An 11,837-nucleotide genomic window follows, 5' to 3' on the forward strand; every position below is an offset into this window, starting at 1 on the left:
ACGGATTTTATGACATGAGGATTATATGGAACACACCATTCAATTAAAAATTCTGGATTCGCGCATAGGCGATACAATCCCATTGCCAACTTATGCGACATCCGGCTCCGCCGGTTTGGATTTACGGGCATGCATTGACGCCCCCTTGCAAGTGGCCGCACAAGAAACCATTCTCATTCCTACCGGTATTGCCATATACATTGCTGATCCAAACTTGGCGGCGGTCATTTTACCGCGTTCAGGACTGGGCCATAAACATGGTATTGTTTTAGGCAATTTAGTTGGTCTTATTGATTCGGATTATCAAGGTGAATTAAAAATTTCTTGCTGGAATCGCAATCAAGAGCATTTCACCATTAATCCTGGTGAACGCATCGCACAACTGGTTTTTTTACCCATTGTTAAAGCGGATTTCAAACTTGTAAATTCATTTAGCGAAACGTCTCGCGGCGAGGGCGGTTTCGGTAGTTCCGGGAGAAATTGATGCAAATACGGCCGAATTACCAATACAAAGCCATAGAACGCAGTGTTTTTCGCGCCTATGACATTCGCGGCATTGTGGGTACACAATTAGATGAAAATGCTTATTACAGTATTGGTAAGGCAATTGCCTGTCGTCTGCAAGAGCTTGAGCGCGGCAGCATTTTCCTGGCGCGCGATGGGCGACTGACCAGCCCGGGATTGGCTGCGGCATTAAAAACAGGTTTATTGGAAAGCGGCATGCATGTCATTGATCTGGGGGCAGTACCCACGCCGGTGATGTATTATGCCACGTGTCATTATCCTACTGATTGTGGCCTCATGGTAACCGGCAGCCATAACCCGGCCGATTATAATGGCATAAAAATGGTCTTGGCTGGAAAAACGTTGGCGAATGCCGATATCGATACCCTGTATGCTTTACACAATAAAGGAGTATGCATAGCCGGAAAGGGACGGGTCGAGGAACTGGATATTCTCACACAATACCGTGAACGCATCATCAGTGATGTGCAGTTGCACCGCCCATTCAAAGTCGTAGTGGATTGCGGAAATGGCATTGCCGGGCTTATTGCGCCATATATCATCGAGCAGTTAGGATGTGAAGTCATACCCTTATATTGTGAAGTGGACGGACGCTTCCCCAACCATCATCCTGATCCCTCTGTGGAAAGCAATTTGCATGATTTAAAAACTGCTGTGGCCATGCATCGCGCCGATATGGGGTTGGCATTTGACGGGGATGCTGACCGCTTGGGTGTCATCACCGATTGTGGCGAACTGATATGGCCTGATCGTCTGATGATGCTTTATGCTCTGGACGTACTGAAACGCTCTCCACAAGCTACAATCGTTTACGATGTAAAATGCTCCAGCCACTTGGCCGAGATCATTAAACAAGCGGGCGGAAGCGCGAAGATGTGCCCAACAGGGCATTCCATCGTAAAGGGGGTAATGAAGCAAGAAAATGCATTACTCGCAGGGGAAATGAGTGGCCATATCTTTTTTAAGGATCGCTGGTATGGCTTCGATGACGCAATTTACAGTGCTTGCCGTTTACTGGAAATTTTAAGCCAGTCCGTGCAATCTGTAAGTGAACAATTTGCAGCAATTCCAAACAGCATCAATACGCCTGAAATTAAAATTCCTATCGCTGAAGATAAAAAGTTCAGCTTCATGGAGCTTTTTAAACAGCACGCTTCTTTTCCAGGCGCGCACGTTATTGATATCGATGGCTTACGCGTTGAATTTGCAGATGGTTGGGGCTTGATCCGTGCATCCAACACCACACCTTGCCTGGTGGTGCGTTTCGAAGCCAAAGATGAGGCAAGCCTTAGTGAAATCCAAAGGTTATTTAAAGCCTCCATTCACACAATCGATCCGCAATTGGAAATTCCATTCTAGACAAGCTTGGCTACATAGAGAGTCATGGTCAAAGGTTGTTTATGCTGGTGGCGTCCAGTAATATTTTCTTGATGGATAAGCTGCATGCCGTATGGTTTGCATAATGAGGCGATGTAATCAGGATGATGGCAAAAGCGGGCACTTTCCTGAAGCCTCCAGGAATCCTCTGCACAATTTTCCGTGGTGAATAAAAATATGCCTTGTTTGTGCAAGTGTTGACCCACTTGTTTGAACAAAGGTTGCAGATCGCCGAAATAAGGCAATACGTCCGCGGCCACCACCAGATCATAAATCTGGTTGTCTTTCTTTAGAAAAGTAAGCAAATCGGCAGCAGCCAATTCATCATAAATCCCTTTGCATTCCGCTTGTTCCAGCATTTTTGCAGCCACATCAACACCAGTGAGGTGTTGACTTATTTCCCGCAAAACGCTGCCGCTTAACCCGGTTCCACACCCTAAATCCAACGCTTTCTCGACGTTTAAAACATGCAATTGATGCAGCACGCGGCTTATATGTTGCGGCAGGGAATATTGCAGCACGCCTTGTACATGTTGGTCATAATAAAGCGCATAATTATTAAAAAGATTGCTTATGTAATTAAGGCTTGGTTTTGGCTGTTTTTCACTACCGGTCAAAGCACTTAACATGAATTGGCTGGCCGCATCGTGTGGATTGGCAGCTACTGCCCGTTTTAAATAATTGATGGCTTGCTCGCGTTGTTCCAAACGAATGTAAATAGCGGCCAGATTATTTAATGCGGCAAAGTGATTTTCGTTTAATTCAAGGATGCGTTCAAAATGGGCAATCGCTTCTTGCAAATGCCCTAAAGTCATTTGCGCAACCCCTGCATTATATAAATATTCAATGTTATCAGGCTCTTGTTTAAGCAGCACATCGTAATGCATCAAGGCATTTTCGAAACGGTCATGATGCATGAATGTCGCGGCAAGATTATTGCGTGCATCCAGGTGATCAATGTTTAAAGCCAGAGCTTTGGTGAAATAATCAATTGCCACTTGCGCCTGTTTCCGCTTTAGGGCGATAACACCCATGTTGACCAAAGTTTCCACATGTTCATCATCAATACTCAAGGCAGTTTGAAATGCAGCTTCAGCTTCCTCCAGGCCGTCTTTTGCAAGAGCCAGCACGCCTAAATAAAAATGCGCATCCACGTGGTTTGGATTTAGATTGATAACATTCGTAAATTGCTTTTTAGCTGCGGCAAGTTCTTGTTGCCTGAGTAAAAGTAAACCTAAGTTATAGTGCGCAGCAGCAAAATCAGGTTCAGCGTGTACAGCCAGACGATAATGGTTTAATGCTTGCTGGTATTGTTGCTGCAGGGCATATACTGCCGCCAAATTATTATGTGCCTGCGCATAATCGGGTTTTAGTTGCAGCGCTTGCTGATAATGCTGCACGGCTTTATCCAACCATCCTGATTTTTTATAGGCATTGGCGAGATTGTTATGTAACGTGGCGTCATCGGGATTCAAGCTTAAGGCTTTTAAGAAATATTCAATGGCTTTGGGCATATCGACCAGTTGCGCATGGGCTAATCCTAAAAAATGCAGGGCATCAAAGTGCCCAGGCGTTAAGTTTAAGATTTGCTCATAGAGTTCTATCGCTTTTGATAATTCATTCTTTTGCTGGAAACGGTAAGCTTCGGCAAAAAGGGAACTTATGTCCGCATTCATTTGGCAATGTCCGATGAGTGAAAATTAAATATCGCCTAAGTTGGCAAGTAGCGAGCGCAATGCTAAGGCACGATGGCTTATTTCATTCTTAATTTTAGCAGGCAGTTCGGCGACCGTGCATTGATATTGCGGTACGTAAAACACTGGATCATACCCAAATCCCTGTTTTCCCTTAGGTTCTAACGTGATAAAACCAAAAAACTTGCCGGTTGCAATCAACGGGGTAGGGTCTTTTGCATGTTTTACCAAGGCAATGGCGCAATAAAAATAAGCTCCCCGTTGTTTTTCAGGAATCCCCTGCAGCTTTTCTAACAGTAATGCAATATTGTCTTCACTGCCGGCATGTGGCCCTGCAAAGCGGGCTGAATAAATGCCTGGTTGTCCATCAAGAATGGGGACGACCAAACCTGAATCATCTGCAAGCGCTGGTTTATGGCTCTCTGCCGCTGCGTGGCGGGCTTTAAGAATGGCGTTTTCAATAAAACTCAAGCCCGTTTCTTCAGCATCGTCGATGCCTAAGGATTGTTGCGTAATACAATGTATCGGAGCTAGCAGGGATTGTAATTCTGCAATTTTGCCAGCGTTACCAGTCGCAAGTATAAGTTCTTTCATGAAAAAATTTTAATAAATAACGAGCGTGCATTATAACCGATACCATACCATTCGCAGCTTTCAAGGAGTTAAAAATGTCCGCCTGGATGTAGTTAAACCGTCGCAAAAAAAATCTTTAGGAGCCACATGTAACCAGGTAGTTAGGAGATAAATTACCGTTGGAATGGCTTTAAAGAAATAAATAAAATTTTAAGATAAAAGATTTGATCATAGCTATCTTTGGCAATAACCGGCTGATAAGCCGGTAAATTCATTCATTCAACTCAATTACCATGACTTTAACTGGATGATTGCTGATGTTTTCATCAGAATGTAATTCATTGGCGATGTCTTTTTTCAGAAAATAAGCCGTATCTTTTTTAAGTTGCAGATAGTGGATTTTCCCTTTATCGTTTGTAATTTTTAGAAGCCCGTCGCTCAGTGCAATCAACACGCGATTATTCTCATGACGATGCATGGCCAACTGCTGTGCCGATGAGGGGTAAATGATAGTTTTCCAAACATTCACTTGTTTATTAGAAAATTGCGTGATGCGTTTGGATGAGACTGTCTCTGCTTGAGCCACTTGCAATAAAATCGAACCAAGCAGAATCAATGAAAATCGCTTCATCAGGAATCCTTGCTAATTGAAAATAGTTTATGCGTCAACGCCAATATAAATGCTAATTTCGTTGGGGGCAGTATATGCTTCAAAGTCGCTTAAAAAATTACGTTTGTGATTGGTTTTGCCAGCAAAATAATCCCAAATTTGTTGCCATGCTGCAATCACCGTAGCTGGCATAGGGCCTGTATCTTTAAAGACAAGATAATTACCGGACTGAATATTAACCGAATTCAATGCATTGGCAACAATATTCTCAGCAATCCCTGCAGTTAATGTATAAAAGCCGTTGGCGTCGGATTCATAATCCGCATAAACGCCAAAGGCAGGGGTTTTTCCGGCTAAATCACTAGCATAAAATTGCTGCCAGATGGCTGGTATTTTAGCTTTGCCAGGATCAAATTCATCACGATTGCAGGTTCTTACGCTAAACCCTGTAATAGTAAAGCCCGCAATTTGTTGCAGGATGGGTTTTGTATTTGACATCATTATTCTCCTTGCGTTTTGTGGTTGTGTTGCATGGCTTGTGCTATTTGCTGCATATCATGTTCGCTAAGCTCAAAGAGCCCAAAACGAAATGGATATCCCCAATTCTTTTTACCTTGCGTGAAATCCAATTGATTTAAAAGCGGTGCAATAAATGTTTCTTGCGCGTCAAACCAAAGAACGTCACGCCGAAACGGGCAAAAGCCATTTCCCATGTCGACTTGATAAGGTACCCCTGGTTTGACTGAGCCTATGGCAGTAAACGATTGTAATTTATCCTTGCCGCGAAAAGTAACGGTTGGGGAATAATAAACGACCCAATCATGCGGGTGCAGGCGCAATAAAGGTGCTTTTTTACCATGGCAGACTTGCATGAAACCCAATTGACGTCCTACCCGCACATGCTCGGCAGCAGCAACAGCTAGCCAATTACGCTTCATAGGTTTGTCCTGTTATTAAGGTGAATTTATTTTAATAGGAAGGGCTGACAATTTATGTCAGTAGTCTTCTTGCAGAATCGCGATGCCTTTCTTTTATTAATTGCATATAATTTAGTTAAGTGATTTTGTGGTCTTACTGAAAGGGTAAATACAGCTTGAACAAAACAATTGAAGTAGATGGATTTAAACTTGGCTATACCACAGTTGGTGAAGGTAAACCTTTACTGGTTATCGGCAGTCATGTGTATTATCCCAGGACCTTTTCCGGTTCTTTATATAAGCATTTTAAATTTATTTTTATGGATCACCGCGGTTTTGGCCAAGCAACCAAGCCCTATAATCCGCAGGATTTTTCTTTGCAAAAGCTAATTGCCGATATCGAAGCGATGCGCAAGCATTTACAGTTAGAACAACTGTTGTTGCTTGGGCATTCGGGGCACGCTTATTTTGCCCTGGAGTACGCCAAGCAATTTCCAGAGCGTGTATCGCATTTAATTTTACTCGCCGTTAGTCCTGATGCGAAATTAAGCAGCGTTGAAGCTGCCAACCGCGGTTTTGAAGAATCCGTCTGCCCCTGGCGTAAATATTTACTGGCGCAACGGTTGGCTATATTGGAAGAAGAAATAAAAGCTAAAACAAGGCCGGAATTTATTGCCCGCCTGCTCGCGTTTAGCCCGATGCTTTGGTATCAAGCTGATTATGATGCCACCCCTTTATGGGAAGGAGTGCATATCATTCCTGAAATGTTTGCAGAAGTGTGGGGAAAATGTTTTCCCACACTGGATATCACTAAAAATCTTGATGTTTTGCAATGCCCTATTTTTTTAGGGTTGGGACGTTATGATTATTGGAATCCTCCTTACTTTTGGGAAGCAGTACGCGATCGCTTTTCTCGCCTGACGATACGGGTGTTTGAACAAAGCGGCCATACACCGCAGCTTGAGGAGCCTGAGTTGTTTAATAAAATCTTGCTGGATTGGGTAATTCAGTCGGTTTAGACGAGCGTATTTAAGCTGGTTTTATGGTGCATCCAATTCACTTATTATCATTATGGCTTGAGGAAGAAAAAGTTGCCGGAGCAAATTATGCTCAACATGCCGTATTGTCGACTGTAGATATTTCCGGTAAACCGCATGCACGTGTTGTGGCTATCCGTGACATACAAGAAGATAAAATAATTTTCTTTACTCAAAAAAGAACGCAAAAAGTTACAGAAATCAATGCCTGCAGCGCATTAGCGCTCACGTTTTGGTTTGAGCGTTTCCAAAGAGAAGTGATAATTGAAGGCGAAGCAGGGTTGCTGTCTATTGAAGATAATAAACGTTATTGGGACACTTATCCAAAGTGGGCGCAATTGCGTTTTTGCAGTTACGCCCCTTCCTCAGGATTAGCAATAGACAACAAACAAATTCTGCAAAACATACAATTGCAACTTGAGCAAAAATATTCAAATAACCCGGTTCCTTTCAGTACCGATTATTGTGGTGTTTTTGTGAAACCCAGGCGCTTTGTATTATACGCCTATCGTCTGGATGAATTGTCCGATGTTTGGGAATATGAGCTTCATGGTTGTAATTGGCTAAAGAGGCGGCTGTCGCCTTAATGATGAAACGATGATTTGGAAACAAGTGTTATGCATCCGGTATTTTTTATTTTTGGTTTTGGTTACACCGCACAATGTTTAGCGGTAAAGCTGCATGCTTTGGGGTTTGAAGTTGCAGGAACTACCCGATGCCAGGAGAAGATCCTTGACGCCAACTTAGAGGGGCAATTGCTGGATTTTGCAGCGATGGATATAGAAAAATATTTGGCACAGGCAACTCATATTTTAGTTTGCATCCCGCCGGTCGCTGCGGGGGGGGATTGCGTTTTAACAAAGTATGGAAGTTTGCTTGCACATTATTCCAGCAATATTCAATGGTTAGGTTATCTTTCTTCAACTGGAGTTTATGGAAATTATGACGGGCAATGGGTGGATGAACGATCACCCTGTATCCCACAAAGTGGCCATGGTCGTTTAAGGCTCAATGCAGAAAAAGACTGGATACAGTTTGCCGAGAAAAATCAGCTGCCATTGCAGATATTTAGATTAGCTGGAATTTATGGGCCGGGAAGAAGTGCTCTGGAAAGAATACGAGCCGGAAAACCCTATAGTATTTTTAAAAAAGGGCAGGTATTTTCAAGAATTCATGTGGAAGACATAGTTTCTATATTGATTGCCTCCATGCATGCCATAAGCCCTTTCTCAATCTATAATGTGGCGGATGATGAACCTGCCCCCTCGCATCTGGTCGATGCTTATGCCGCTGATTTACTGCATCAGCCGCCGCTGCCTTTGCTTGCTTTTGAGAAGGCTGGTTTATCGCCAATGGAAAAGGAATTTTATGCCAATAATCGCCGGGTTTCGAACAGTAAGATTAAGCAAGAGTTGCAAGTGACATTGCAATACCCAACCTTTCGCGAAGGATTGCAGCAAGTTCTTGCTTTCATGCTTCGTAATAAGTCGGTGCAATGACGATATCGCGTATGCAAATACTTTTTGGTTGCTCATAAATCCAAAGCAGCATTTTTGCAATCTCGTCAACAGGAATAACTTGTTCATCGTGCAAGTTCGATTGCATTAACAGAGGCGTTTTCACTTTCGCTGGCGAAAAATTGCAAATTCGAATGCCGAATTTTGCATAGGCTGCTCTTAAGGATTCACTCAAGCTTTTTACCGCGGCTTTGCTAGCGGCATAAGTTGCCAGCTGCGGCCGTGAGTGCCGATCGGCCAGTGAGCTGATGTTGATAATAGTACCAGAGCGGCGCGATTTCATGCCAGGCAATACAGTTTCCATGCCATGAATCACACCCAGCAAATTCACGTGCACCATGCGTTCATGCTCTTGCTGTGTCAGAGTATCGAAATCGCCTGTTTTACCAAATCCCGCATTGTTAATCAGGCAATCAACAGGTCCATACTTTTCTTCGGCTTGCTGTACTGCGCGCTGGAATGCATTAAAATCGGTCACATCGGTTTCAATACAGATGCTTTCTTTTAGATTTAATGCATGCAAAGCGTGAATATTCCTCGCTAGTAATCCCAGTGGAAAACCCACTTGCGCGAATAGCCTCGCAGCGCTCGCACCAATGCCAGAACTTGCGCCTGTTATGAGGATTAAGGGTTTTGTTAATTTTGAATCCATGCAATACTCGCCAAACCTCGATTGCAAGTACTATAACCTTATACGATGACAATGTTTATTGTATTGCTGCCTTGTGCTGTATTTTTTTATGATCCCTAGTATCTATTTTCATTTTGTTCTATAATTTTACCATGTGTATTAAATTTGAGTTGTTATGAGCATTCCTGCCTATCCAAAAGCATTAATTCAGTTAATGACTAACCATGCAAAAAACTTGCATACAAAGAATGAAGCCAATGTGCCTAATGATGTGCCTTTGCCAGTTGAATATAACGAAGGCGTTGTGCGTGAAATGCAGGTAAAAGACAGTGTTGAATTTAACATCGATGCAAATGACATGCCGCTTGAGGTAGAAAAAAATTTAAAGGCTAACTTAGGGCCTGTCGATACCGAGGCAGAACTGAGTGCACATGGCCTTAAAGATAAAAAAGATTTTTCGGCAGAAATTGAAGAAGCAGCTTCGCTGCGTCCTTCGCTAAAACCATATTAAAACCATCAATAAATGCTATGTGGCAAACATAGAATGCTAATTTTCTTCATCCAGCCATTTTTCAGTTCGTTTCCTCCATTCTGCATAGCAGTCATTACCGCAAAAATATCGAACATAACCTTCGCCCTCAAAAGAATTTGCCGCTGATTTGGGAACGAGTTTCAGGCAGGTAAAACAGCTTTCAGTTTCACAGTTTTGTAAACTGAATTGCTCAAAGGATGTTAACTGGGATAAAGGTTTTCTATCTTCTTCTGCGTGCGGTTTGAGCCTTTCTTGCGGATATCCCAAAGCCAGTCCACCAATAAGAGCGTGTTCTTTGGGAAGTGCTATGCGCTCACGGGTAAAAACATCATCAAGAGTTACCCAGCAACAGCCGATCCCAAGAGCTTGCGCTGCTAGCCACATGTTCTGCATGGCTGCAGCAGCGCTGTAAATATGCTGGTTATGTTGTTTTAACCATGGATCAATATTAATTTCTGTATCGACTGTGACCAGTATTAAAAGTTGTGCATGGCTAAGAAAGGAGGCGTGGCGGGTTTTCTCAGCTAACGCACGCAGATTTTCCCTATTTTTGATCAGGGTAAAATGCCAAGGCTGCGAATTTAAAGGGCTTGGTGCATATTGACCGGCTTTAAGGATACTTTCTATATCTTTTTCATGCACTTTTTTTCCAGAATACGCACGTACGGCGCGTCTTTGCTTGATTAAACCCAGGATATCCATATCTTTCTTCCCATTGTTTCTTTTTTATAATTTATAGGCGGTTGCCTATTTTTGGCAAACATTTCTGCCGATATATTATAAAAACGAATCGCTATATATCTTTGCCGATGAAACGCCAGCAAGAATGTCTTTGTTTTTAATTTGTTGGTAGTTTCTTTAGGGCCGCAGATATAAACCCGTGTATTTATAGGATCAGTCAAGTAAAGCAACACGTGCTCGAAAATACTGGCTTGCGGATATTTTTGAATAATCAAATGGCGCTGCGTGCACTCCTCTTCACTGCTGTGAAGGAGCAGGTGCCTGTGTTATTTCAGGCCACTTGGGCCAGGATGCAAGAACTGCTTTAAGTACTTGTGCATGATTATATTGCGTATCTTTTGCAGCATAAAATAGTGAGATTTCCGAGTTGCCTGCTTGTTTCAAAATACTTTCCAGCAATTCAGGCTTTTTTTTGAGTTCATCGATGTAGTGTTTTGCAAATTCTTCCCACTTGGCGGGATCATGATTAAACCATTTTCTAAGTTTAGGGCTGGGGGCGATATCTTTTATCCAGTCATCGAAAGAAAGCTCGTTTTTTTTCAATCCGCGTGGCCATAATCTGTCTACTAATAGCCATAGTCCGTGCTTTGCAGCAGGTGGCTCATAGACCCTGTATAATTGAATGTTCTTATGATTTTTTTTCATGATAGACTCGAAATGATTTAAATTGCTAAATGTTTCTGTGCAAGCAGCAGGGCAAACATCCCTTGTTTTGGTTTGCCGGTTGCATCCAGTTTATGCAATTGTCCTGGTTTTTCATGATATTCAAGAATGGACCAACCGCTATCTTGATAAAAATGATATAGCTCTTTTGGCTCCGGCAGGTAGGTAAAGCTATGTGGGTATGAATAGGGCTCTGCCTGCACTGGAAAAACGAAAAAATTCATCCCGCCCGCTGCCGTATATTGTTGCAGTTGCGTTAGTAATGGCTTAATGCGTGTTTTATCTAAAAATTGCAAGGTCACTGTGCAGTAAATAAAATCAAACACTGCATCAAGACTTGGAAGAGGGAAATTTAAATCATGAAGTTTGAGCTTTATAGCTGATAATTGTTCTTTTTCAGCAATAGACTGGATATTTTGTATAGCATGTTTATTGTTATCAAGGCCGGTGACGTGGTGTCCTGCCATTGCAAAATACAAAGGGTTGCGCCCAGAACCGCACCCAACATCCAAAATCGTCATTTGTTTTTTATTTTGCAGATAGGTTTGCTGTACATATCTTAAATCATGATGAAGAGGAGCTAGTCCGTATTTTTTTTCGAAGTATCGATGCGGTTGACAGTAAAACGTAAGCGTTGCATCCAATTCAGGGCCTTTCGGAAGAAGCTTGTGCCAGCATGCAGGTGGCACAAGCAGCGTGGGGTGTGCTTCATGCAAAGAGCGGCGCGATAGTTCCTTACCATTCCCATCCAAAAAAATAAAATCAACCTCGCCTTTTTTTAATTCCAAATAACCCCACGTGCCTTCTTTAGTACTGTGTTTGTTTAGAAAAAATTGCAGATTTTTCTCATTATTGAGTTCTATTTTTTTGTAGGGACATAAGTTTTTTATTAAATTTTCATAATTATTCATATAAATCAGCATCTTATGTTATGAGGTTGGTAAGGCAGCATGCAAAGACATATTTTGCAGCTGCATCATTGTAATTAAGTATACGGTGATGATTTGCAAAGTTCGAATT

Annotated in this window: 15 protein-coding genes; 6 read left to right on the forward strand and 9 right to left on the reverse strand. The window is 42.4% G+C overall.

The features are described 5' to 3' along the window. The first annotated feature begins 25 nt into the window (after positions 1–25). Positions 26–484, forward strand: a complete 459-nt coding sequence (gene dut / locus NKV53_RS04710; RefSeq protein WP_126954689.1) for a dUTP diphosphatase — start codon at positions 26–28, stop codon at positions 482–484. Next, positions 484–1,884 (forward strand): phosphomannomutase/phosphoglucomutase, encoded by a 1,401-nt coding sequence (locus NKV53_RS04715; RefSeq protein WP_127033451.1) that lies wholly within the window; start codon positions 484–486, stop codon positions 1,882–1,884. Before dut ends, NKV53_RS04715 begins: the two co-directional genes overlap by 1 nt. Here NKV53_RS04715 and NKV53_RS04720 read toward each other — a convergent pair. The 5 genes from NKV53_RS04720 to NKV53_RS04740 all read right to left on the reverse strand — a co-directional run bounded on the left by NKV53_RS04720 (position 1,881) and on the right by NKV53_RS04740 (position 5,717). Further along, positions 1,881–3,578 carry a tetratricopeptide repeat protein gene (locus NKV53_RS04720; protein ID WP_253350770.1) on the reverse strand — a complete coding sequence of 566 codons (1,698 nt, stop codon included), beginning with the start codon at positions 3,576–3,578 and terminating at the stop codon, positions 1,881–1,883. The genes NKV53_RS04715 and NKV53_RS04720 overlap by 4 nt on opposite strands. Positions 3,579–3,602: 24 nt before the next feature. Then, the gene (gene rdgB / locus NKV53_RS04725; protein ID WP_253350772.1) at positions 3,603–4,190 is read right to left on the reverse strand and encodes an RdgB/HAM1 family non-canonical purine NTP pyrophosphatase; all 588 of its coding nucleotides are present in this window, start codon (positions 4,188–4,190) and stop codon (positions 3,603–3,605) included. 250 nt (positions 4,191–4,440) lie between these two features. After that, complete coding sequence (locus tag NKV53_RS04730; RefSeq protein ID WP_126954693.1) at positions 4,441–4,800, reverse strand: hypothetical protein; 360 nt, start codon at positions 4,798–4,800, stop codon at positions 4,441–4,443. A gap of 27 nt (positions 4,801–4,827) precedes the next feature. Then, positions 4,828–5,277, reverse strand: a complete 450-nt coding sequence (locus NKV53_RS04735; protein WP_253350774.1) for a GyrI-like domain-containing protein — start codon at positions 5,275–5,277, stop codon at positions 4,828–4,830. 2 nt (positions 5,278–5,279) lie between these two features. After that, positions 5,280–5,717, reverse strand: a complete 438-nt coding sequence (locus NKV53_RS04740; RefSeq protein WP_199737804.1) for an EVE domain-containing protein — start codon at positions 5,715–5,717, stop codon at positions 5,280–5,282. A 155-nt stretch (positions 5,718–5,872) separates the two neighbouring features. Here NKV53_RS04740 and NKV53_RS04745 point away from each other — a divergent pair, with 155 nt between their 5' ends. The 3 genes from NKV53_RS04745 to NKV53_RS04755 are packed head-to-tail and all read left to right on the forward strand — an operon-like array spanning position 5,873 to position 8,232. Next, on the forward strand, positions 5,873–6,715 hold the full coding sequence (locus NKV53_RS04745) for an alpha/beta fold hydrolase (protein ID WP_126954694.1): 843 nt from the start codon (positions 5,873–5,875) through the stop codon (positions 6,713–6,715). A gap of 23 nt (positions 6,716–6,738) precedes the next feature. Then, positions 6,739–7,320, forward strand: a complete 582-nt coding sequence (locus tag NKV53_RS04750) for a pyridoxamine 5'-phosphate oxidase family protein (RefSeq protein WP_253350776.1) — start codon at positions 6,739–6,741, stop codon at positions 7,318–7,320. A 30-nt stretch (positions 7,321–7,350) separates the two neighbouring features. Then, a complete protein-coding gene (locus NKV53_RS04755) occupies positions 7,351–8,232 on the forward strand; it encodes an SDR family oxidoreductase (RefSeq protein ID WP_253350778.1) in 882 nt (293 codons plus the stop codon). Here the strand turns inward: NKV53_RS04755 and NKV53_RS04760 are convergent. Then, the gene (locus NKV53_RS04760; RefSeq protein WP_253350780.1) at positions 8,204–8,902 is read right to left on the reverse strand and encodes an SDR family oxidoreductase; all 699 of its coding nucleotides are present in this window, start codon (positions 8,900–8,902) and stop codon (positions 8,204–8,206) included. The two genes, NKV53_RS04755 and NKV53_RS04760, sit on opposite strands and share 29 nt — an antisense overlap. 154 nt (positions 8,903–9,056) lie before the next feature. Here NKV53_RS04760 and NKV53_RS04765 point away from each other — a divergent pair, with 154 nt between their 5' ends. Further along, the gene (locus NKV53_RS04765; protein ID WP_127033441.1) at positions 9,057–9,392 is read left to right on the forward strand and encodes a hypothetical protein; all 336 of its coding nucleotides are present in this window, start codon (positions 9,057–9,059) and stop codon (positions 9,390–9,392) included. Between the two features lie 36 nt (positions 9,393–9,428). On the opposite strand, the gene NKV53_RS04770 is transcribed toward NKV53_RS04765, so the two are convergent. The 3 genes from NKV53_RS04770 to tehB all read right to left on the reverse strand — a co-directional run bounded on the left by NKV53_RS04770 (position 9,429) and on the right by tehB (position 11,728). Then, positions 9,429–10,115, reverse strand: a complete 687-nt coding sequence (locus NKV53_RS04770; RefSeq protein WP_253350782.1) for a DUF3330 domain-containing protein — start codon at positions 10,113–10,115, stop codon at positions 9,429–9,431. 276 nt (positions 10,116–10,391) lie between these two features. Next, on the reverse strand, positions 10,392–10,799 hold the full coding sequence (locus NKV53_RS04775; RefSeq protein ID WP_126954700.1) for a DUF488 domain-containing protein: 408 nt from the start codon (positions 10,797–10,799) through the stop codon (positions 10,392–10,394). Positions 10,800–10,816: 17 nt separating this feature from the next. Then, positions 10,817–11,728 carry an SAM-dependent methyltransferase TehB gene (tehB, locus tag NKV53_RS04780; protein WP_126954701.1) on the reverse strand — a complete coding sequence of 304 codons (912 nt, stop codon included), beginning with the start codon at positions 11,726–11,728 and terminating at the stop codon, positions 10,817–10,819. Positions 11,729–11,837: the final 109 nt, after the last annotated feature.

Source organism: Legionella sp. 27cVA30 (assembly GCF_024160945.1).
GTDB classification, from domain to species: domain Bacteria; phylum Pseudomonadota; class Gammaproteobacteria; order Legionellales; family Legionellaceae; genus Legionella_A; species Legionella_A septentrionalis.

What these genes read in the sequence shown, in the direction of transcription:
- dut (WP_126954689.1), top strand. Translation starts at nt 26, where the DNA reads ATGGAACACACCATTCAATTAAAAATTCTGGATTCGCGCATAGGCGAT.
- NKV53_RS04715 (WP_127033451.1), top strand. Translation starts at nt 484, where the DNA reads ATGCAAATACGGCCGAATTACCAATACAAAGCCATAGAACGCAGTGTT.
- NKV53_RS04720 (WP_253350770.1), bottom strand. Translation starts at nt 3,578, where the DNA reads ATGAATGCGGACATAAGTTCCCTTTTTGCCGAAGCTTACCGTTTCCAG.
- rdgB (WP_253350772.1), bottom strand. Translation starts at nt 4,190, where the DNA reads ATGAAAGAACTTATACTTGCGACTGGTAACGCTGGCAAAATTGCAGAA.
- NKV53_RS04730 (WP_126954693.1), bottom strand. Translation starts at nt 4,800, where the DNA reads ATGAAGCGATTTTCATTGATTCTGCTTGGTTCGATTTTATTGCAAGTG.
- NKV53_RS04735 (WP_253350774.1), bottom strand. Translation starts at nt 5,277, where the DNA reads ATGTCAAATACAAAACCCATCCTGCAACAAATTGCGGGCTTTACTATT.
- NKV53_RS04740 (WP_199737804.1), bottom strand. Translation starts at nt 5,717, where the DNA reads ATGAAGCGTAATTGGCTAGCTGTTGCTGCTGCCGAGCATGTGCGGGTA.
- NKV53_RS04750 (WP_253350776.1), top strand. Translation starts at nt 6,739, where the DNA reads ATGGTGCATCCAATTCACTTATTATCATTATGGCTTGAGGAAGAAAAA.
- NKV53_RS04755 (WP_253350778.1), top strand. Translation starts at nt 7,351, where the DNA reads ATGCATCCGGTATTTTTTATTTTTGGTTTTGGTTACACCGCACAATGT.
- NKV53_RS04760 (WP_253350780.1), bottom strand. Translation starts at nt 8,902, where the DNA reads ATGGATTCAAAATTAACAAAACCCTTAATCCTCATAACAGGCGCAAGT.
- NKV53_RS04765 (WP_127033441.1), top strand. Translation starts at nt 9,057, where the DNA reads ATGAGCATTCCTGCCTATCCAAAAGCATTAATTCAGTTAATGACTAAC.
- NKV53_RS04770 (WP_253350782.1), bottom strand. Translation starts at nt 10,115, where the DNA reads ATGGATATCCTGGGTTTAATCAAGCAAAGACGCGCCGTACGTGCGTAT.
- NKV53_RS04775 (WP_126954700.1), bottom strand. Translation starts at nt 10,799, where the DNA reads ATGAAAAAAAATCATAAGAACATTCAATTATACAGGGTCTATGAGCCA.
- tehB (WP_126954701.1), bottom strand. Translation starts at nt 11,728, where the DNA reads ATGAATAATTATGAAAATTTAATAAAAAACTTATGTCCCTACAAAAAA.